Source organism: Streptomyces sp. NPDC023573 (genome assembly GCF_055559735.1).
The window spans coordinates 190,736-209,024 of sequence record NZ_JBVHKB010000001.1 but is presented as its reverse complement, the minus strand read 5'-3'; the positions used below and the strand labels follow the sequence as shown (position 1 = coordinate 209,024).

The 18,289-nt window shown below is 72.4% G+C and carries 20 protein-coding genes; 13 read left to right on the top strand and 7 right to left on the bottom strand.

The genetic code is table 11. From position 1 onward, the window contains the following. Window positions 1-42 precede the first annotated feature (42 nt). The 4 genes from ACZ32T_RS01010 to ACZ32T_RS00995 all read left to right on the top strand — a co-directional run bounded on the left by ACZ32T_RS01010 (window position 43) and on the right by ACZ32T_RS00995 (window position 3,672). Window positions 43-1,566 (top strand): flavin monoamine oxidase family protein, encoded by a 1,524-nt coding sequence (locus ACZ32T_RS01010; RefSeq protein ID WP_467365650.1) that lies wholly within the window; start codon window positions 43-45, stop codon window positions 1,564-1,566. Window positions 1,567-1,647: 81 nt separating this feature from the next. After that, window positions 1,648-2,586, top strand: a complete 939-nt coding sequence (locus tag ACZ32T_RS01005) for a PAC2 family protein (protein ID WP_467267314.1) — start codon at window positions 1,648-1,650, stop codon at window positions 2,584-2,586. Window positions 2,587-2,629: 43 nt separating this feature from the next. After that, window positions 2,630-3,232: a dephospho-CoA kinase gene (coaE, locus tag ACZ32T_RS01000; RefSeq protein WP_467267316.1), complete on the top strand. Its 603-nt coding sequence runs from the start codon at window positions 2,630-2,632 to the stop codon at window positions 3,230-3,232. 71 nt (window positions 3,233-3,303) lie between these two features. After that, entirely contained in the window at window positions 3,304-3,672 is a 369-nt protein-coding gene (locus tag ACZ32T_RS00995; protein WP_356712202.1) for a tetratricopeptide repeat protein, read from the top strand. A gap of 36 nt (window positions 3,673-3,708) precedes the next feature. Here the strand turns inward: ACZ32T_RS00995 and ACZ32T_RS00990 are convergent, their stop codons facing one another. Beyond that, a complete protein-coding gene (locus ACZ32T_RS00990; RefSeq protein WP_467267318.1) occupies window positions 3,709-3,987 on the bottom strand; it encodes a DUF6343 family protein in 279 nt (92 codons plus the stop codon). A gap of 107 nt (window positions 3,988-4,094) precedes the next feature. Between ACZ32T_RS00990 and ACZ32T_RS00985 the strand changes: the two genes are divergently transcribed. Then, window positions 4,095-4,799, top strand: coding sequence for a class I SAM-dependent methyltransferase (locus ACZ32T_RS00985; RefSeq protein ID WP_467364728.1), 705 nt, complete (start codon window positions 4,095-4,097; stop codon window positions 4,797-4,799). A 16-nt stretch (window positions 4,800-4,815) separates the two neighbouring features. Here the strand turns inward: ACZ32T_RS00985 and ACZ32T_RS00980 are convergent, their stop codons facing one another. Further along, window positions 4,816-5,172: a hypothetical protein gene (locus tag ACZ32T_RS00980; RefSeq protein ID WP_467267321.1), complete on the bottom strand. Its 357-nt coding sequence runs from the start codon at window positions 5,170-5,172 to the stop codon at window positions 4,816-4,818. A gap of 218 nt (window positions 5,173-5,390) precedes the next feature. On the opposite strand from ACZ32T_RS00980, the gene ACZ32T_RS00975 reads away from it, so the two are divergent. The 4 genes from ACZ32T_RS00975 to ACZ32T_RS00960 all read left to right on the top strand — a co-directional run bounded on the left by ACZ32T_RS00975 (window position 5,391) and on the right by ACZ32T_RS00960 (window position 11,383). Further along, on the top strand, window positions 5,391-6,452 hold the full coding sequence (locus ACZ32T_RS00975) for a slipin family protein (RefSeq protein ID WP_467364726.1): 1,062 nt from the start codon (window positions 5,391-5,393) through the stop codon (window positions 6,450-6,452). Between the two features lie 116 nt (window positions 6,453-6,568). Continuing rightward, complete coding sequence (locus ACZ32T_RS00970; RefSeq protein WP_467364724.1) at window positions 6,569-9,463, top strand: DEAD/DEAH box helicase; 2,895 nt, start codon at window positions 6,569-6,571, stop codon at window positions 9,461-9,463. Further along, entirely contained in the window at window positions 9,460-10,731 is a 1,272-nt protein-coding gene (locus ACZ32T_RS00965; protein WP_467267327.1) for an SWIM zinc finger family protein, read from the top strand. Before ACZ32T_RS00970 ends, ACZ32T_RS00965 begins: the two co-directional genes overlap by 4 nt. Window positions 10,732-10,861: 130 nt before the next feature. Further along, complete coding sequence (locus ACZ32T_RS00960; protein ID WP_467364722.1) at window positions 10,862-11,383, top strand: HXXEE domain-containing protein; 522 nt, start codon at window positions 10,862-10,864, stop codon at window positions 11,381-11,383. A 79-nt stretch (window positions 11,384-11,462) separates the two neighbouring features. Here ACZ32T_RS00960 and ACZ32T_RS00955 read toward each other — a convergent pair whose 3' ends face one another. After that, the gene (locus ACZ32T_RS00955; RefSeq protein WP_467364720.1) at window positions 11,463-12,092 is read right to left on the bottom strand and encodes a cysteine peptidase family C39 domain-containing protein; all 630 of its coding nucleotides are present in this window, start codon (window positions 12,090-12,092) and stop codon (window positions 11,463-11,465) included. Continuing rightward, window positions 12,089-13,300, bottom strand: a complete 1,212-nt coding sequence (locus ACZ32T_RS00950; RefSeq protein ID WP_467267330.1) for a pyridoxal phosphate-dependent aminotransferase — start codon at window positions 13,298-13,300, stop codon at window positions 12,089-12,091. The genes ACZ32T_RS00955 and ACZ32T_RS00950 overlap by 4 nt, the downstream gene beginning before the upstream one ends. Window positions 13,301-13,370: 70 nt before the next feature. Here ACZ32T_RS00950 and ACZ32T_RS00945 point away from each other — a divergent pair, with 70 nt between their 5' ends. After that, window positions 13,371-14,057: a winged helix-turn-helix transcriptional regulator gene (locus ACZ32T_RS00945; protein ID WP_467267332.1), complete on the top strand. Its 687-nt coding sequence runs from the start codon at window positions 13,371-13,373 to the stop codon at window positions 14,055-14,057. 79 nt (window positions 14,058-14,136) lie between these two features. Next, window positions 14,137-14,631, top strand: coding sequence for a cupin domain-containing protein (locus tag ACZ32T_RS00940; protein ID WP_467364718.1), 495 nt, complete (start codon window positions 14,137-14,139; stop codon window positions 14,629-14,631). A 77-nt stretch (window positions 14,632-14,708) separates the two neighbouring features. Here the strand turns inward: ACZ32T_RS00940 and ACZ32T_RS00935 are convergent, their stop codons facing one another. Beyond that, window positions 14,709-15,053 carry a nuclear transport factor 2 family protein gene (locus ACZ32T_RS00935; protein ID WP_467364716.1) on the bottom strand — a complete coding sequence of 115 codons (345 nt, stop codon included), beginning with the start codon at window positions 15,051-15,053 and terminating at the stop codon, window positions 14,709-14,711. Window positions 15,054-15,087: 34 nt separating this feature from the next. Here ACZ32T_RS00935 and ACZ32T_RS00930 point away from each other — a divergent pair, with 34 nt between their 5' ends. Beyond that, window positions 15,088-15,726 carry a nucleoside/nucleotide kinase family protein gene (locus ACZ32T_RS00930; protein ID WP_467364714.1) on the top strand — a complete coding sequence of 213 codons (639 nt, stop codon included), beginning with the start codon at window positions 15,088-15,090 and terminating at the stop codon, window positions 15,724-15,726. On the opposite strand, the gene ACZ32T_RS00925 is transcribed toward ACZ32T_RS00930, so the two are convergent. Both ACZ32T_RS00925 and ACZ32T_RS00920 read right to left on the bottom strand, forming a co-directional pair. Then, window positions 15,723-16,268 (bottom strand): methylated-DNA--[protein]-cysteine S-methyltransferase, encoded by a 546-nt coding sequence (locus ACZ32T_RS00925; protein ID WP_467364712.1) that lies wholly within the window; start codon window positions 16,266-16,268, stop codon window positions 15,723-15,725. The two genes, ACZ32T_RS00930 and ACZ32T_RS00925, sit on opposite strands and share 4 nt — an antisense overlap. 48 nt (window positions 16,269-16,316) lie before the next feature. After that, complete coding sequence (locus tag ACZ32T_RS00920) at window positions 16,317-17,189, bottom strand: glycerophosphodiester phosphodiesterase (RefSeq protein ID WP_467267340.1); 873 nt, start codon at window positions 17,187-17,189, stop codon at window positions 16,317-16,319. Window positions 17,190-17,404: 215 nt separating this feature from the next. Between ACZ32T_RS00920 and ACZ32T_RS00915 the strand changes: the two genes are divergently transcribed. Continuing rightward, window positions 17,405-18,277 carry an MHYT domain-containing protein gene (locus tag ACZ32T_RS00915; RefSeq protein WP_467267342.1) on the top strand — a complete coding sequence of 291 codons (873 nt, stop codon included), beginning with the start codon at window positions 17,405-17,407 and terminating at the stop codon, window positions 18,275-18,277. The last annotated feature ends 12 nt before the right edge of the window (window positions 18,278-18,289 follow it).

The window sequence follows — 18,289 nt, the reverse complement described above, 5'->3', positions numbered from 1 at the left end:
AGCTTTCTGCGTAACGTGGGCCTCACCGGCGGCGCCGGTGCCATGTTCGCCACGATGGGCGCTCTCGGACTAGCGCCCACCGCAGCCGCGGCGGCCCGCGAACCCGCCTTCCGGGCGCCCAGCCCGGGCGACTTCTCGCTGAAGGGCAAGGCTGCCGCCAAGGTCGTGGTCGTCGGCGGAGGCATCGCCGGCCTCGCCGCCGCGTACGAGCTGGGCAAAGCCGGCTACGACTGTACGGTCCTGGAGGCCCGCGGCCGCACCGGCGGGCGCAACTTCACGGTCCGCGGCGGTGATACGACCACCGACACGAACGGCAACCGGCAGACCGCCCGCTTCAGCGACGGCCAGTACATGAACGCCGGGCCCGGCCGGATCCCGCAGTGGATGGTCACCCTGGACTACTGCCGGGAACTCGGCGTCCCCGTAGAGGTGTTCACCAACGAGAACGCCAACGCCTACCTCTTCAACGAGAAGGCCGGCATGAAGGCACCCGTGCGCTACCGCACCGCCAAGGCCGACATGTACGGCTACGTCGCCGAACTCCTCGCCAAGGCCGGAGACAAGGGCGCCCTCGACCGGCAGATCACCGCCGACGACCAGGAGCGGCTCCTGGAGTTCCTCAAGGACTTCGGCGACATCGGCGACACGCTCGACTACACCGGCAGCTCCCGGCGCGGCTACCGCGTGGACCCGGCCGCAGCCGGCACGCCGGGTGAGGAACTCGGCCCCGTTCCCACCGCCTCCGAGGTCTTCGCCAGTGGCGTAGGGCGCTACTTCTCCTTCGAATTCGAGTACGACCAGGCGATGCTGATGTTCCAGCCGGTGGGCGGCATGGACCGGATACCGGCGGCGCTCACCCGGGCGCTGGGCGAGCGGCGTGTGCGGACCGGTGCGGCTGTCACCGGCATCACGGACACGGCGCACGGCGTCTCCGTCACCTACACCCAGGCCGGCCGCACCCGCCGCATCGAGGCCGACTACTGCATCGCCGCACTCCCGCCCAACATCCTGGCCAGGACGCCCCACAACCTCGGCCCGGCCGTCCAGAGCGCCCTGGAGGCCTGCAAGCCGTCCTCGGCCGGCAAGATCGGACTCGAGTACAGGAGCCGCTGGTGGGAGAGCGACCACCGGATCTTCGGCGGGATCACCGAGACGGACATGGACCTCTCCCACATCTGGTACCCGTCCCACGGGCACCTCGGCGAACGCGGCACCATCATCGGCTACTACAACACCGGTTCGAACTCCGACGCCTACGCCGCCCTCGCGCCGCGTGAGCGAGAGGCGCGGGCGGTCGCCCAGGGCGTGAAGATCCACGGCGAGAAGTACCGTACGGAACTCGCCACGTCGTTCTCCCACCACTGGCGCCAGACCCCGTACCTCGAGGCCTCCTGGCACTCGCTGTCCGGCGGGCCCGACGCCCCCGCCTTCGCGCCGCTCAACAACCCCGCCGGGCATGTGTACTTCGCCGGTGACCACCTCAGCCACACCGACGCCTGGCAGCACGGCGCGTTCACCTCCGCACGGAAGGCGGTCACGGCCCTGCACCGCCGGGTCCTCGCGTAACCGCGGGCACAGGGGCGCCGGCGGGAATGCCGTGGCCGGGCGGGGTGTTCTTGTCGAGGAACACGAGGAGGAGCGGTAACCGTGCCTGATCCGCAGAGTTTGTACGAATGGGAGCCGAAGGGCCTGGCTGTCGTCGACATGGCGCTCGCCCAGGAGTCGGCCGGTCTGGTCATGCTCTACCACTTCGACGGCTACATCGACGCGGGCGAGACCGGCGAGCAGATCGTCGACGGCCTGCTCGAGACGCTGCCCCACCAGACGGTGGCCCGCTTCGACCACGACCGGCTCGTCGACTACCGGGCCCGCCGTCCGCTGCTGTCCTTCAGGCGTGACCGGTACACGGCGTTCGAGGCGCCCACCCTGGAAGTCAAGGTCGTCCAGGACGCCACGGGTGCCCCGTTCCTGCTGCTCTCCGGGCCGGAGCCCGACGTCGAGTGGGAGAGGTTCGCCGCCGCCGTGGAACAGATCGTGGAGCGGCTCGGGGTGCGCCTCGCCGTCAGCTTCCACGGCATCCCCATGGGCGTGCCGCACACCCGCCCCGTCGGCCTCACCCCGCACGGCAACCGCACCGACCTGATGCCCGGACACCGCAGCCCCTTCGACGAGGCGCAGATCCCCGGCTCCGTAGAGGCGCTCGTCGAGTACCGGCTGATGGAGGCCGGGCACGACGTCCTCGGCGTAGCGGCCCACGTGCCGCACTACGTCGCCAGGTCCGCCTATCCGGACGCCGCGCTCACCGCCCTGGAGGCCGTCACCGCGGCGACCGGGCTGGTCCTGCCGAGCGTCGCGCACACGCTGCGCACGGAGGCGCACCGCACCCAGACGGAGATCGACCGGCAGGTGGGCCAGGGCGACGAGGAGCTCGTCACGCTCGTCGAAGGGCTGGAGCACCAGTACGACGCGATCGCGGGTTCCGAGACCCGGGGCAACCTCGTCGCGGAGCCGGCCGACCTTCCGTCGGCGGACGAGATCGGCCGCGAATTCGAACGCTTCCTCGCGGAACGTGAGGGTGATTCCTGACAGGGCCTCCGGCCGCTCTCCGGCCGGAGGCTAGGGTCGGTACATGCTGAAAGTGGGCCTGACCGGCGGTATCGGCGCCGGCAAGAGCGAAGTGTCACGGCTGCTCGCACGCTACGGAGCCGTGCTGATCGACGCCGACCGTATCGCCCGCGAGGTCGTCGAGCCCGGCACCCCCGGGCTCACGGCCGTCGTCGAGGCATTCGGTCCCGGAATCCTCACCTCCGACGGATCCCTGAACCGGCCGGCGCTCGGCTCGATCGTCTTCGCCGACCCCGCACGCCTGGCCACACTCAACGCCATCGTCCACCCGCTGGTCGGGGCCCGCTCCGCCGAGCTGGAGCGGGCCGCCGGACCGGGCGCGGTCGTCGTCCACGACGTCCCGCTGCTCACGGAGAACGGCCTCGCCCCGCTCTACGACCTCGTCGTGGTCGTCGACGCCGCGCCCGGCACGCAGCTCGACCGGCTCGTGCGGCTGCGCGGCATGACGGAGTCCGACGCCCGGGCCCGTATGGCGGCGCAGGCCACGCGCGAGGAGCGGCTGGCCGTCGCCGACATCGTCGTCGACAACGACGGGCCCCTGGAGGAGCTGGAACCCCAGGTCCGCGGGGTCTGGTCGGAGCTCACCGCGCGGGCCGCCAAGGGCTGACCCGGCGTACGGCGGAATACACGCAACCGGCCGGATGTTGAAGAGCGCCAGGTAAGGGGAAGGATACGGCCGTGCCCGACAGCAACCCGGAAACGCATGTGATCGACTTCCGCGCGGCGGAGCAACTGCTCGCGGCGCGTGACCCGCGGGGCGCGGTCAAGCTGCTCGACTCGGTGATAGCGGCCCACCCGGAGAACACGGCTGCCCGGCTGCTGCGTGCCCGGGCGTTCTTCGCGGCTGCCCAACTGCGTCCGGCCGAGCTGGAGTTCGAGCTGGTGCTGGAGCGTGAGCCGGACAACGCCTTCGCGCACTTCGCCCTGGCGCGTACCTTCCAGCGCGCCGGCCGGCCCGAGCAGGCCACCCGTCATTTCCGGCTGGCCGCCGCGCTCGACCCGAACCCGGAGTACCTGCGGGCGGCCCGCTTCGACGAGCCTTCCTGACGGCGGCCGACGGGTTCCGGCGCGCTCCGGCCGGCGTCAACGCCCGTTGCGGCCCTGCCCGCCCCGGCCGGCTTCGTACGGAGGGACGTCCCTGCCCGGCTGATAGTGCGGGCCCTGCCGCATGTGGCGCACGACGACGCAGAAGTCCGTGACCGCGACCGCCAGCAGCACCCCGCAGGCCGTCGCCCAGCCGGCACGTCCGGTCGCCACGAAGGCCACCAGGCCCAGCACGGCCCAGATCATGCCCCAGAGACTCAGCCAGAGCCGCATCCGCAGGGGGCTCCGTGCGGTGGACGGTTCGCTTCCGGTACGCATGTGCATCGCCTCCTCTCCAGGATGAACCCGCAGCCCGGCGGACGGAAGCCCGACGGGTGCGGGATGTGCCGGGGAACGCCATCCCACGGCCGTACGTTCCGGCGGTTATGAGCGGACAACTGGTACGCGAGGGACACACAGGGACGGGGCCCGGAGCGATCACACCGGACGGCTGTGCGGTCGAGCTGTACGCCCGCATGTCCGTCGGCACTGAACCCGAGGTGATCGCCTCGGTGCTGCGCCCGGGTGCGAGCGTTCTCGAACTGGGATGCGGGGCGGGCCGGGTGACGCACCCCCTGGTCGCCCTGGGCTTCGACGTGACGGCGGTGGACGAGTCGGCGCAGATGCTGGAGCGCGTCCACGGCGCGCGCACGGTCCGGAGCCCCATCGAGACGCTGGACCTCGGCGAGGAGCGGTTCGACGCCGTCGTGCTCGGATCGTTCCTGGTGCACACGAGCGATCACCGGGTCAGGGATGGGCTCCTCGGGACCTGCCGCAGGTATGTGAAGGGCGACGGCGTCGTGCTGGTCCAGCGGGAGGGCCCCGGCTACCACTCCGACGTGCCCCGGGAGAGGGAGGACCGGGCCGCGGGCTGCACCATCCGGATCCTCTCGTCGGACCCCGTCGGCGACGGGGTGGACGAGGTGCGCGTGGAGTACGTCTTCGAGGACGCCCGGTGGACCCAGACCTTCCGGTCGCGGGAGTTGTCCGTGGAGCGGTTCGAGGCGTATCTGGAGGAGGCCGGGCTGGACGTCGGCCGCTACCTCACACCGGACGGCATCTGGGCGCTGGCGCGCCCGCGGCAGCCCTGAGGGCGGTCCGCGCCGGTCAGTGGACGAACCGGTAGCTGCGCCAGGGCTGGGCGTGCGCGGCGTTGGTGTCGGAGAACGTGGTTGCCACGTACGCGGTTCCATGGCCGGAGCAGTCACGGGTGGTGTAGAGGACCATGTCGATCAGGGTCCGGTTGTCGACCTTGCCCGAACCGGCCGGGTCCATGGCATGGCAGCCCTTCACCGACGGGCTGTGCACGGTGACGACCTCGTTCTTCCCGGTGGTGTAGGACACCGGCCCCACCGCCGTGCGCCCGAGGCCGGAACAGCCGGTGGCGGCCAGGGCGAGCAGGGCCGCACCGGCGGCGATGCCGGTGCGTCGGCGGAGAACGGTGGGGGGCGCGGTGACGGACATGGGCGGGTCCTCGTCTGCTCGTCCGGCTCATCGGTACGTCACAGAGACGTGCTGGCGCTGCCACCCTGCCCGGTCCCCGGGGCGCCGGCATCCGGTGCGCGGCCGGCCGGGGCCACGGGCACCCGGACGGGGGTTCGCGAGTGTGCGTACCGGGCATATCGTGTTAATAGGGCGTGATGAGTGGATGCGGTGACGCATCCGGGAGTCAGGGGGCCGTGATGGTCCAGGTTCTGTTGACGGTGCTGGCGGTCGTGCTCGCGGGCGGCCTGCTCTACGGGTTGGCCGCGGCCCGGGTGGTCAAGCAGTACGAACGGGGTGTCGTGCTCCGGCTCGGCCGGCTCCACGACGCGGTGCGGCCGCCGGGATTCACCATGATCGTCCCGGGCATCGACCGGCTCCGTAAGGTGAACATGCAGATCGTGACGATGCCCGTGCCCGCACAGGACGGGATCACGCGCGACAACGTCACGGTGCGGGTGGACGCCGTCATCTACTTCAAGGTGGTGGACCCGGCGAGCGCCGTGATCCAGGTGGAGGACTACCGGTTCGCGGTCTCCCAGATGGCGCAGACCTCACTCCGGTCGATCATCGGCAAGAGCGACCTGGACGATCTGCTGTCCGACCGCGAGAAGCTGAACCAGGGTCTTGAACTGATGATCGACAGCCCCGCGGTGGGCTGGGGCGTGCAGATCGACCGGGTCGAGATCAAGGACGTGTCGCTGCCGGAGACGATGAAGCGGTCCATGGCCCGGCAGGCCGAGGCCGACCGTGAGCGGCGCGCGAGGGTCATCAACGCCGACGCGGAACTGCAGGCGTCGAAGAAGCTCGCCCAGGCGGCGCAGCAGATGTCGACCCAGCCGGCGGCTCTGCAACTGCGGCTGCTGCAGACGGTGGTCGCGGTCGCGGCCGAGAAGAACTCCACGCTGGTCCTGCCCTTCCCGGTGGAGCTCCTCCGCTTCCTGGAACGCGCCCAGCACGGCCAGGAGCAGCAGCCGCCGCCCGTGGCCGCGGCGCAGCCGGCCCCGGAGCAGCCGGATCCCTCCGCCGCCGCGCAGCCGGCCCCGGAGCAGCCGTCGGACTCCTCCGCCGAGGAGGTGCCCGTCATGGATCTTTCGGTCACGGAGCAGACCTTCACGGGCCGGCCGCTTCCGGACGCCCCTCTCACAGCCGCCGTCCCGGAGCCGGACAGGGCGCCGGAGTCCGGCCCCGAGGGTCTGCCGGAGCTCGATCCGGAGGAGGCGTCCGGCCGCTCCCGTACCAGGCCCTTCACCCGTCACTGACCGGGCTGTCCGCCCGCCCCACCTGTGGAGACACGGCCGGGGCGGGCGCTGTCGGACCTCCCGCCTAGACTCGCCAGGACAGGAGAAGCGGACCCGGTCAGGAGGGGGCGGTGGGCATGACGCGGCAGGCGCAGGACGTCACGGCCGACCGGCTGCTGCGGTGCGCGGCGGTCTTCCTGCCGGCAGCGCTGCCCCGGGAGGGCCGGATCGCCTTCTGGGACCCGGACGGAGCCGTCGGCCTCCCGGGGCCCGGCGCGGTGCCGCCCGCCGCAGGGCCCGCGTGCACCGTCACCGAGCTCACGGTCGTCGTCCGGCACGGCACGGACGGAGCCCGGACCCGCACGGTGCCCGCTGTCGCGCTGCCCGTCGGGGACGCGGTGCCCCTGCTCGCGCGCGCCAGGCACCGCGCCGCGGCCCACCCCGCCACCCGCGCGTGGGGAGCGGCGGCCCTGCACGCCCTCACCCTCGTGGCGCGCGGCCGGCTCCTGCCCGGACTGACCGCCGACGACCACGACGCCTGGCGGGCGGGCCCGCGTGACGCGGAGGACATCGCCCATCTCAGGGCCGTCGCCGCCTCGATGCCGCCCGAAGGGCACGCCGTCCCGCTGGACGCCGCGCCCCTGCGCGTTCCCGAACCCCGTGCGCTGCTCGGCGCCTTCCTCGACGCCGTCGCCGACACCCTGCCCCGGACGCCCGCCGCCGCCCACGCCATGGGAGCGCCGTTCGCCGCCCCCGGAGGACAGCACCTGCCGGACGCCCGCGCCTGGGCCGTCGAGGTGGCCGCCGGCCTCGACGCGGGGGTGCGCGTCTCGCTCCGCCTCGACCTCTCCTCGTACGACCTCTTCGACTCCTCCGGGGAGGACACCGGGGACGAGGGGACGCCCCGCACCCCGGCCGCCACGCGCCATGCCGCCGCCGCCATCACCCAGGTGCACAGCCTGGCCGACCCGACGTACGTCACCGACGCGGCCACGCTGTGGAGCGGCGGGGCGGGCGAGCCCTTCGGACCGCGCGCCCGGATCGACGCCGTGCTCGCGCTGCGCCGCGCCGCCCGCGTCTGGCCACCGCTGGAGAGGCTGCTGGACCAGCCCGTCCCCGATGTCCTCGCCGTCACCGAGGACGAGCTCTACGAGCTGATCGGGGCGGCAGGGGCACGGCTCGCGGCGGCAGGGGTGGCGCTCCACTGGCCCCGGGAGCTCGCCCGCTCGCTCACGGCGGCGGCCGTCGTGCGCCCTGCGCCGGGGTCCGCCACCGACGGCACCTCCTTCTTCGACGCCGAGCAGCTCTTCGCCTTCAACTGGCAGCTCTCCCTGGGCGACGACCGGCTCACCGAGGCCGAGATGGACACCCTGGCCGAGGCGCACCGGCCGGTGGTGCGGCTGCGCGACCAGTGGGTCGTCGTGGATCCGGCGCTCGTCCGCAAGGCACGTAAGCGGGAGCTCGGGCTCCTGGACCCGGTGGATGCGCTCGCCGTCGCCCTCACGGGCAGCGCCGAGGTCGACGGCGAACAGGTCGAGGCCGTGCCGGCCGGTGCCCTCGCCGCGCTCCGCACACGCATCCTGGACGAGGACGCCACCCTCCCGGCGCCGCCCGGTCTCGACGCGACCCTCCGCGACTACCAACTCCGCGGCCTGGCCTGGCTGGACCGCATGACCTCGCTCGGCCTGGGCGGCTGCCTCGCCGACGACATGGGCCTCGGCAAGACGATCACCGTCATCGCGCTCCATCTGCACCGCGCGCATGCCGCCCCCACCCTGGTGGTCTGCCCCGCCTCCCTCCTCGGCAACTGGCACCGCGAGATCAACCGCTTCGCACCCGGCGTCCCCGTGCGCCGCTTCCACGGCGCCGACCGCACCCTCGGCGGCTCCGACGGCGGCTTCGTCCTCACGACCTACGGCACGATGCGTTCCAGCGCGGAGCAGCTCGCCGCGCACACCTGGGGGCTGGTCGTCGCCGACGAGGCGCAGCACGTGAAGAATCCGCACTCCTCGACCGCCAGGGCACTGCGTACCATCCCCGCCCCGGCCCGCGTCGCCCTGACCGGCACCCCCGTCGAGAACAACCTCTCCGAGCTGTGGGCGCTGCTCGACTGGACCACCCCGGGGCTGCTCGGCCCGCTCAAGGCATTCCGCTCCCGGCACGCCAGGATCGTCGAGAACACCGGTACCGCCGCCGGCCTGGGCAACGAGGAGGCCGTCGAGCGGCTCTCCCGGCTGGTCAGGCCCTTCCTGCTGCGCCGCAAGAAGTCCGACCCGGGGATCGCGCCCGAGCTTCCGCCCAAGACCGAGACCGACCACCCGGTCTTCCTCACCCGGGAACAGGCCACGCTCTACGAGGCGGCCGTCCGCGAGACGATGGCGTTCATCGAGCAGTCGGAGGGCATAGCCCGCCGGGGCCTGATCATGAAGCTCCTGGGCTCGCTCAAGCAGATCTGCAACCACCCCGCGCAGTATCTGAAGGAGGAGCCGACCCGGCTCACAGGACGCTCGGGCAAGCTCGCCCTGCTCGACGAGCTCCTCGACACCATCCTCTCCGAGGACGGCTCCGTCCTGATCTTCACCCAGTACGTGTCGATGGCCAGGCTCCTCGCCGCCCACCTCGCCTCCCGCGCGATCCCCTCCCAGCTGCTGCACGGCGGCACGCCGGTGCCCGAGCGGGAGCGGATGGTGGACGGCTTCCAGTCCGGCGAGGTCCCCGTCTTCCTGCTCTCCCTCAAGGCGGCGGGCACCGGACTCAACCTCACCCGGGCCGCACACGTCATCCACTACGACCGGTGGTGGAACCCGGCGGTCGAGGAGCAGGCCACCGACCGCGCGTACCGCATCGGGCAGACCCAGCCCGTGCAGGTGCACCGGCTGATCGCCGAGGGCACCGTCGAGGACCGGATCAGCGAGCTGCTCCTGTCCAAGCGGGCCCTGGCCGACGCGGTGCTCGGTTCCGGCGAGGCCGCCCTGACCGAGCTCAGCGACAGTGACCTGGCCGACCTCGTCTCGCTCCGGAGGACGTCATGAGCCCCGGTGGGAGCCCCGCGGCCCGCCCGGGCCCCGACGATCTGCGGCGCACCTTCGAAGCGGTACCCGCCCGCTCCTCCGAAGGGCCCTTCGCGGAGAGCTGGTGGGGCCGCGCCTGGGTGGACGCCCTGCAGTCCCTGTCGATGGACGAGGGCCGCCTCGCCCGCGGCCGTGCGTACGCCGACGGAGGTCATGTCGCCGCGGTCACCGTCACCCCGGGCCGGGTCATCGCGTACGTCCACGGCAGCCGCCCCCGCCCCTACCGCGCGGAGCTGCGCCTGCGTACGTTCTCGGCGTCCGACTGGGACACCTTCCTGGACGCCGTCGCGGCCAGGCCCGGGCACCTGTCCGCGCTCCTGGACAAGGAGATGCCGCACTCCCTGGTCGACACGGCGGGCGAGACCGGGATCCGGCTGCTGCCCACCGCCGGCGATCTGGACCCGGACTGCTCCTGCCCCGACCGCGGCTGGCCCTGCAAGCACGTGGCCGCGCTCTGCTTCCAGGCGGCACGGCTGCTGGACAGCGACCCGTTCGTCCTTCTGCTGATGCGCGGCCGGGGTGAGCGCGAGCTCCTGGAGGAGCTGGGCCGGCGCAACGCCGAGCACTCCGCGCGCGAACGCCCCGAGACCCCTGCCATAGCCTCGGTCGCGGCCCATGAAGCCCTCGCCGACCGCTTCCTGCCACCGCTGCCCGCGCCCCTGCCCGTGCCGCCCCACCCGGGGGAGCCACCGTCCTACCCGGAGCTGCCCGGCGCGCGTGACCCCCTCGGCCTCGACCACCTCGCCACGGACGCGGCGGCCCGCGCCCATGCGATGCTCACCACCGGTCAGGACCCGCTCGCCGGGCTCAGCACCTGGCAGGACGCCGTCCGGATCGCCGCCTCCCGCCCCACCGCCGGGCTCACCGCCACGACCCGCGCCCTCTACCGTGAGCTGGCCTTCGCCACCGGCCGCAGCACGACCGACCTGGCCCGGGCCGTCGCCGCGTGGCGGCAGGGCGGCGCGGAAGGGCTGGAGGTGCTGGAAACCCCGTGGGACCCGCCGGCCGGCCCGTTCGACCGTGCACGGCCCGCCCTCGCCGCGGCGGACCACCCGCGCTTCCAGCCCTGGCGCAACCACCTGACCAACACCGGCGGCACCCTCCAGCTCCGCTTCGGCCACGACAGCCGGTGGTACGGCTACGAGTCCGAGCCGGGCGAGGACGACTGGTGGCCTCGCGCGACACCGGACCCCGACCCGGTGGCCGCCCTCACGGCCCTGCGGGGCTGAGGCCCACCAGCCCCGTCCGCACCTGGCGGCGGAACAGTGGCGAACACCGGGAGAACGGGTCCGGCCCGGCCTAGGGTCGGTGGGTGACGCGCCGACGCATCGGCACGTCACCGACCGACAGGGGGCGGATATGGCCGGTAAACCGGTATCGGGCGCAGTGACCTGGGGGCTGTTGGCCGCTTGGGCGGTCCACGACGCGGAGGAACTCGCCACCATGGCCCGGTGGGCCGCGGCGGCCCGGCCCCGTCTCCTTGAGCGTTTCCCCCGGGTGCCGGAGACGGTGTGGCGGCGGATGGACCTCTCGCAGCGCGAGGTGAACATCGCCATCGGCCTCATGGCCGGGGTGGTCGCGGCGGCTTCGGCAGCCGGTGCGCGCACGGGAGGCCGCAGCCCCTTCTTCGGGACCGTCCTGTTCGGGTTCGGGCTGCACGGAGCGGTCCACCTCGCCCAGTCCGCCGCCTACCGCGGCTACACCCCGGGTGTCGTCACCGCCCCGCTGGTCGTCATCCCGTACTCGGTCTGGGCCGTGCGACGGCTGGCGGCGGCCGGTGTGCCGGTCGGGGGAGGACGTTCTGCCGCCACGGGCCTTGCCCTGTTCCCGGTCGTCGCCGGTGGGGTGCAGGGGCTCGCCCGTGTGCTGAGCAGGCGCTGAGCGGGAAGGGGAGTCCGGCCTTCGGAAGCCGGCGAGGGTACGTCTCGCAGGCCCCCGGGCCATTGACCTTGGTGAATGTTTACGCGCCTGGTGCCGCGGGGCCGGGGAGGGAGACCCCACGGCCGGCGAAGAAGCGCTCGAAGACCGGCAGGGGAAGGCCGGCCGCGCGGGTCGCGGCCGTGGTCCCCGACGGGTTGTGGAAATGGACACCGGCCCCGTCCGCCGTCCGGGAGGTCACCAGCACCAGATGGCCGCCGCGCCCGGGAGCCGGCCGCTCCGGGTGCCGGATCCCGAAGTGCACGGAGGCCATCACCCTCCGGCCCTCGTCCAGCAGCTCCAGCACGCCGGCGGGGGAGAGGTGCCGGTGGACGACCGCGTCGAGGCCGTGAACCTCGGACACGTACCGGGCGAAGGGGGCGTAGACCAGTCCCTTGATCACCCCGTCGGCATCCTCCGTGTACGCGTCGTACTTCAACGCCCCGTCCCGCAGGGCGAACAGGGGCGGCGCACCGGTGCCGAGCGCCATGCGCAGGCAGGCCATGCCGCACAGATGGCCCGCCCAGCGCGCGTACTCGGCGGCCGACGCGGCGCCCGAGTCCGCCCAGCGGGGGTCCCCGGCCGGATCCAGCCCGCCTTCCACGATCGCCTCCACCAGGCCGGGTGAGGCGAACTGCGTGTGCACGGGCGTACGGCAGGTCGTACAGGTCACTGGCGGTATCCGTTCAGGAAGCGGCCGATGCGGCTGATCGCGGCGTCCAGGTCGTCGGCGTGCGGGAGGGTGAGGATGCGGAAGTGGTCAGGGCGCGGCCAGTTGAAGCCCGTGCCCTGCACCACCTGGATCTTCTCCCGCAGCAGCAGGTCCAGGACGAACCGTTCGTCGTCGACGATGTGGTGGACCTTCGGGTCGATGCGCGGGAAGGCGTACAGCGCGCCCTTCGGCTTCACGCACGACACCCCGGGAATCTCGTTGAGCCGCTCCCAGGCCCGGTCACGCTGCTCGTGGAGCCTGCCGCCCGGGGCGACGAGTTCCCGGATCGACTGCCGGCCGCCGAGCGCCGCCTGGATCGCGTACTGCGCGGGGGCGTTGGGGCAGAGCCGCATGGAGGCGAGCATGGTCAGGCCCTCCAGATAGCTGCGGGCGTGCTGCTGCGGCCCCGACACCACCATCCAGCCGGAGCGGAACCCCGCGACACGGTACGTCTTGGAGAGCCCGCTGAAGGTGAGGCAGAGCACGTCGGGAGCGAGCACCGCCACGCTGTGGTGCTCGGCACCGTCGTACAGGATCTGGTCGTAGATCTCGTCGGCGAACACCATCAGCCCGTGCCGGCGCGCCAGGTCCAGCATGCCGTCGAGGACTTCGCGGGAGTAGACGGCGCCCGTCGGGTTGTTCGGGTTGATGATGACCATGGCCCGGGTGCGGTCGGTGATCTTCGAGGCCATGTCGGCGAGGTCGGGGTTCCAGTCCGCGCCCTCGTCGCAGGTGTAGTGCACGGCCCTGCCGCCCGCGAGTGTGGTGACGGCGGTCCACAGCGGGTAGTCGGGACTCGGGATCAGGATCTCGTCGCCGTCCTCCAGGAGCCCCTGCACGGCCATGGAGATCAGCTCGGAGACCCCGTTGCCGAGGAAGATGTCGTCCACGTCGACATCGGTCAGTCCCATCGCCTGATAGCGCTGCGCGACGGCCCGGCGCGCGGACAGGATGCCGCGCGAGTCGGTGTATCCGTGCGCCTGGGGGAGCATCCGGATCATGTCCTGGACGATCTCCTCAGGGGCCTCGAACCCGAACAGCGCCGGATTGCCCGTGTTGAGGCGGAGCACGCTGTGGCCCGCCTCCTCCAGGGCGTTGGCCTGCTCGATGACCGGGCCCCGGATCTCGTAGCAGACCTCGTTGAGCTTGCTGGACTGCCGGAACTCCATGCGGTGCCTCCCCGTCCCTGAAAATGCGTTACTTGGTTTTACCAAGCTCGGGCTTGGAAAGTCCAACAACATGTCTAGACTGCGTCGCATGCCACGTCAGCAGCAGCCCGCACGTCCCGCCCGCCGCCGGAGTTACGACCAGTTCTGCGCCACCGCCCGTGCCCTCGACTCCGTCGGCGACCGGTGGACCCTGCTGATCGTCCGTGAACTGCTCGCCGGGCCGCGCCGCTACACGGATCTGCACGCCGATCTGCCGGGAGTGAGCACGGATGTGCTGGCCTCCCGGCTCAAGGACATGGAGCAGAGCGGCCTGGCCGTGCGCCGCCGCCTGCCACCCCCGGCGGCCGCCGCCGTCTACGAACTGACCGAGCACGGGCGCGGACTGCTCCCGGTCCTCACCGCGCTCGCCGGCTGGGGCGCGCCCGCGCTCGGCGAGCGCCGGCCCACGGACGCGGTCAGGGCCCACTGGTTCGCCCTGCCGCTGCTGCGCGCCCTGGGCGGCCTCACGCATAGCGGAGTCGTCGAAGTCAGGCTCGCCGAAGGCGAGTTCCACGTCCGGGCCGGTGCGGACGCCACTGCGGACCAGGCCTACGGATACGGCCCCGCCGACGCCCCGGACGCCTGCCTCGTGCTGGACGCGGAGGCCGTCCTGGCCATCGGGCGCGGTGGGAGCACCCTCGCCGAGGCCGTCAAGGAGGGCCGCGCGGAAGTCCTGGGCGAGGGCCCGCTCGCCGTCGAACTCCGTGGCGGCGGCTGACCGCTCCGCCGGTGCAGACGAACCAACTCGCGCGTAGCGTGTGTTTGTTCGATGTGTCCGGATGCTGAGGGAGTCGGTCATGGAGTTCGATGGCGCGGTCGGTGCGAAGAAGCGGACGACCCTGCGCAAGGTGATGCTCGTGGGGGTCTGCGTCGCGGCGCTCGGCCTCCTGCCGGCGGCGGCCGTCGCGACACCGGGCAGCGGTGTGAGCGGCACGGTCGCCGCCGAGGGCACGTCCGAGGGGAGGCTCGAGGTGCGGGCCCCCAAGGGGCGCACGGATGTGACCTTCCGGGAGATCACGGTCGCGCCGGGCGGCTCCACCGGCTGGCACACCCATCGCGGACAGCTGATCGCCGTAGTCAAGTCCGGGACTCTGACGCGGACCCTCCACGACTGCTCGGTCGAGGTGACACCGGCGGGCACGTCGTTCATCGAGCCGTCCGGAGCCGACCACCGGCACATCGGGCGCAACCTCGGCGCGGAACCCGTCGTGCTGTGGGTGACCTACCTGCTTCCCGAGGGCAGTGAACTCTCCGACGACGCCGACGCGGTGGACTGCCAGGCCGCGGGGTGAGGGCAGCGGGGGCGGCCGCCCGTCGGCGGACGTCCCCCCACGCCCCGCGCCGCCCCTCAGACGGCGGCCGTCTCCCCCTACGCTCCGAAACCGGAGACCACCAGCCCGTCCCGGAAGGTCAGCACCTCGTACACCCGGCCGCCGATCTGGTTGCGGTAGTCGATCACCAGCGCGTCGACGCCCGCCCGCACGTCCATCACCTCGAACTCCAGGTCGGGGATCTTCTCGAGCCCGGCGGCCCAGTACGCGCGGAGCGCCGCCTTGCCGCGCAGTGTCCCGGCAGGGGAGCCCGTCAGCCGGGCGATCATCGGTGAACTGAAGGTCACGTCCTCGTGGTAGTGGGCGAGGATGCGGTCCAGGTCATGGGAGTTCCAGTCGTCCTGCCACCGGGCCGCGAACCGACGGGCGTGTGCGAGATCCATGCCGAGCATCATGCGACAGAGCGATGATGGACGGGTGCGATTCGAACCGATCACCTGGGAACGGCTGGCCGAAGCCCTCGCCGAGCACGCCGACGGGACCGAGCCGGCCGACGGCGGACTCTGGCTCCGGATCGGCGTCGACGGCGCCCCGGCCGCCCGCCCCGGCGAGCAGGCCGAGCGCCTCGCCGAGGTGCTGCGGGCGCGCGGCCGCCCGGTCCTCACCGTCTCCACCAGCGGCTTCCTGCGCCCGGCGAGCCTGCGCTACGAGTACGGGAAGCAGGACCCCGACTCGTACGCCGACAGCTGGTTCGACACGGGCGCGCTGTGGCGGGAGGTGTTCCGTCCGCTGGAACCGGGCGGCAGCGGACGCGTGCTGCCCGACCTCTGGGACCCCGCGACGGACCGGGCCACCCGCAGCCCGTACCAGGTACTGCCCGAGGGCGGGGCGCTGATCCTGCACGGTCCGCTCCTCCTCGGACACTGGTTCCCCTTCGACCTCGGCGTCCATCTGAGCCTGTCGGCGGGCGCGCTGCGGCGGCGTACGGAGGAAGGCGAGCGGTGGACCCTGCCCGCCTTCGCTCGGTACGAGGACGAGGTGGACCCGGCCGGGCGCGCGGACGTCGTCGTACGGGCCGACGACCCGCACCATCCCGCCTGGACGGGCAGGCCCTAGAAGAGCGGCCGCGGGAGTATCCCCTCGATGGCCAGCAGCTGCCGCTTGGTCTCCAGACCACCGCCGAACCCGCCCAGCTCTCCGCCGCTCTCCACCACCCGATGGCACGGGACCACGACCGGCAGGGGGTTGGAGCCCATGGCCGCCCCCACGGCCTGGGCGGCGCCCGGCCGGCCGACCCGGCTCGCCAGGTCCCCGTAGCCCACGACCGTCCCGTAGGGCACGCCGGAGGCCAGCTCGGTGAGCACCTCGCGGTGGAAGCCGGAGCTCAGCGACCAGTCCAGCGGGAGCGAGAAGTCCCGCAGCTCTCCGGCGAAATACGCGGCGAGCTGACGCGCCGGCCCGGCCAGCAGCACGGAGTCCGGGGCCTGCACGGGCTCCGCGCCCAGCCGGGTCCGCAGCTGCCCCAGCGCCTTGTCCCGGACCGGCGGTCGGGCGTGGAGGACCACGGTCACCAGGCCGGAGCGGGTCGCGGCCAGCAGGAGCGGGCCGATGTCGCTCGGCACGACGGACCACTCCACGACCTGCTCGCTGCTCTCCATGCGACCCACCGTACGGCCGGCCACTGACAGTGCCGTCCCGTCAGCCGCTCAGCGGGTGGCGTCCCGGACGATGTCGGGGTTGTTGGTGATGATGCCGTCCACGCCGAACCCGGCCACCTCGGCGGCCTTCGCCGCGTCGTTCACGGTCCAGGTGTTGACCTTCAGAGGCTTGCCGTGAGGACCCTTCAGCTTCTGCACCGCGGCGACGTAATCGGCGCCGAGCGTCGTGTACGACGGATTGATCTGGTCGGTGAACGCCGCGTACGACGGCAGATCGGCCACCGCGGGGGTGCCCAGGAAGCCCGTGACGACGTCCGGACGCTGAACATGAACAGTTTTCACACTCTCTGCACCGAAGCTCTGGATGATCAGCTTGTGCTTGACGTGGGCACGGTCGAGCCAGCCCGCCGCGCGCAGGACGCGCAGGGTCTCCTTCTCGATCCCCGGGTAGGTCTCGGGGCTCTTGATCTCCAGGAGCAGCTTCTGGTGGTTGCGCTCGACGCGGTGCAGGTACTGGGTGAGCGTCGGCACCCGGGCGCCCGCGAAACGGGCGCCGAACCAGCTGCCGGCGTCCAGCTTCGCGATCTCGGCCGCGGTGAAGTCCTTGACCGCCCAGGGCGCGCGGTCGGGGAAGACCTCCTCGGCGTCCGTGGTCCTGTTCAGGGTGGTGTCGTGCACGACGACCAGCACGCCGTCCTTGGTGAGCTGGACGTCGTTCTCCACCCACGCGATGCCCAGGTCGTCGGCCGCGTCCACGGCGGCCAGGGTGTTCTCCGGGGCGTAGGCGGAAGCGCCCCGGTGGGCGTAGACGACCGGGCTGTCCTGCGCGCCCGAGGCCTGGGCCTGGGTGGCGGGCAGCAGGACGCAGGCGCCGAGCATGACGGCGGCGGCGCCGGAAGCGGTTGCTGTGCGTACGGACACGTGGACTCCTCGCGTCGGAATGCGGTCAGGCAGAGACTCGCATCAGATGCCCAACGGAGGGGAGGATGATGATGGCCATGTTGTGAACGCAAGGGTGGGCGCCGAGTCCTCGGAGGCCCCGGAGGCGGATAAAATGCCGCTCTTATGTTTGCTTGCCGGGCCTTGCCCTTTAGGGTCACCCCCGAACCCGGGCACACCGCGAAGGGCGTACCAGCATGCAGGGCACAGTCGACGGATTCACCTACGGCCTCGTGACGCCCGTCACGGCGTTCCTCATGGCATGCCTCGGTGCCGCGCTCGGCCTCCGGTGCACCACGAGGTCCCTGCGCACCCGTGGAGCGGCCAGGGCCGGCTGGCTCGCGCTCGGCGCCACCTCCATCGGGTCCGGCATCTGGACCATGCACTTCATCGCGATGCTGGGCTTCACCGTCCGGGAGGCGCCGGTGAGCTACGACAGGCCCCTCACCTACGCCAGCCTCGCCGTGGGCGTCGGGATGGTCGGGGTCGGCATCTTCCTGGTCGGGTACCGGGGAGCCACCCGGATGGCGCTGGTCACGGGCGGCACGATCACCGGCCTCGGTGTCGCCTCCATGCACTACCTCGGCATGGCAGGAATGAACTTCGAGGGCCTGCTCGAGTACGACACCCTCACCGTCGCGCTCTCCGTCGTCATCGCCGTGGTCGCCGCGACCGCCGCGCTCTGGGCCGCCGTCTCCATCCACGGCTTCCTGCCCAGCCTCGGCGCCAGCGTGGTCATGGGCGTGGCCGTGAGCGGGATGCACTACACGGGCATGGCCGCGCTCCAGGTGCACCTGCATCCCGACGCCGCACCGGCACCGCCCGGCGAGGCGCCCACCTCGCTCCTCCTGCCGATGATGATCGGCCCCGGCTGCTTCCTCCTGCTCGCCGCCGTGGTCGTGATGTTCGACCCCCTCGTGGTCTCCGGCGGCCCCGAAGGAGCCCCCCGGCCGTCGGGACAGGCCGTGCGGCGCGGAGGACCGGTGACCTCGGTCCCGGCCCAGCAGCGACGCACACCGCCCTACGCGACCGCGGCACGCAAGACGTCCCGGCAGCCGTGGAACCGCTGATCCCCGGCTGTT